Source organism: Kitasatospora putterlickiae (assembly GCF_039527695.1).
In the GTDB taxonomy this organism is placed as follows: Bacteria; Actinomycetota; Actinomycetes; order Streptomycetales; family Streptomycetaceae; genus Kitasatospora; species Kitasatospora putterlickiae.
Map to the genome: position 1 here is coordinate 1 of NZ_BAAAKJ010000352.1, position 549 is coordinate 549.

Sequence of the window (549 nt, forward strand, 5' to 3'; positions counted from 1 at the left end):
TCGCCGTCCTCGGCGCGCTCGCCCTGCGCACCGCGCGCCACCGCCGCCGCGACCTGGGCTCCGCCCGCGACGCGGTCGACGCCACGACCGGGAGCACCGCCGGAGCCACCACCGGCCCCGCCGGCGAGGCCGCCACCGTCCGGCCCTCGCACCCTCATGATCAGCATCCGGACACGCGCCCCCCGCGCGCATCCATGCGCCGGGCGCGCACCCCGTGGGCCCAGCGCGCCAGACGGCTGCTCACCACCCCGCCCGCCACCGAACTCACCGTCCTGCCCGACGAGCGCGCCGACGCCTTCACCCTGCCCGGCCGCCCCCGCCGCCCCGGCCGCCCCGCCGAACCGGGCCGCATCGTGGTCACCGCCGGCATGCTCCGCGCCCTGGACGCCCGCGAACGCGCGGCGCTGCTCGCCCACGAGCGCGCCCACCTGACCGCCCGCCACCACCTCTTCCTCGCCCTCGCGGCCCACGCGGCCGCCGCCCACCCGGCCCTGCGGGCCCTGCGGGCACCGCTCGGCCACCACCTCGAACGCTGGGCCGACGAGGCCG

General features: G+C 81.1%; 1 protein-coding gene. It reads left to right on the top strand.

Translation table 11 applies throughout. From position 1 onward, the window contains the following. Window positions 1-549 (top strand): M48 family metalloprotease (locus ABD308_RS32445; RefSeq protein ID WP_344343058.1); only part of this gene is annotated, 549 nt, incomplete at both ends.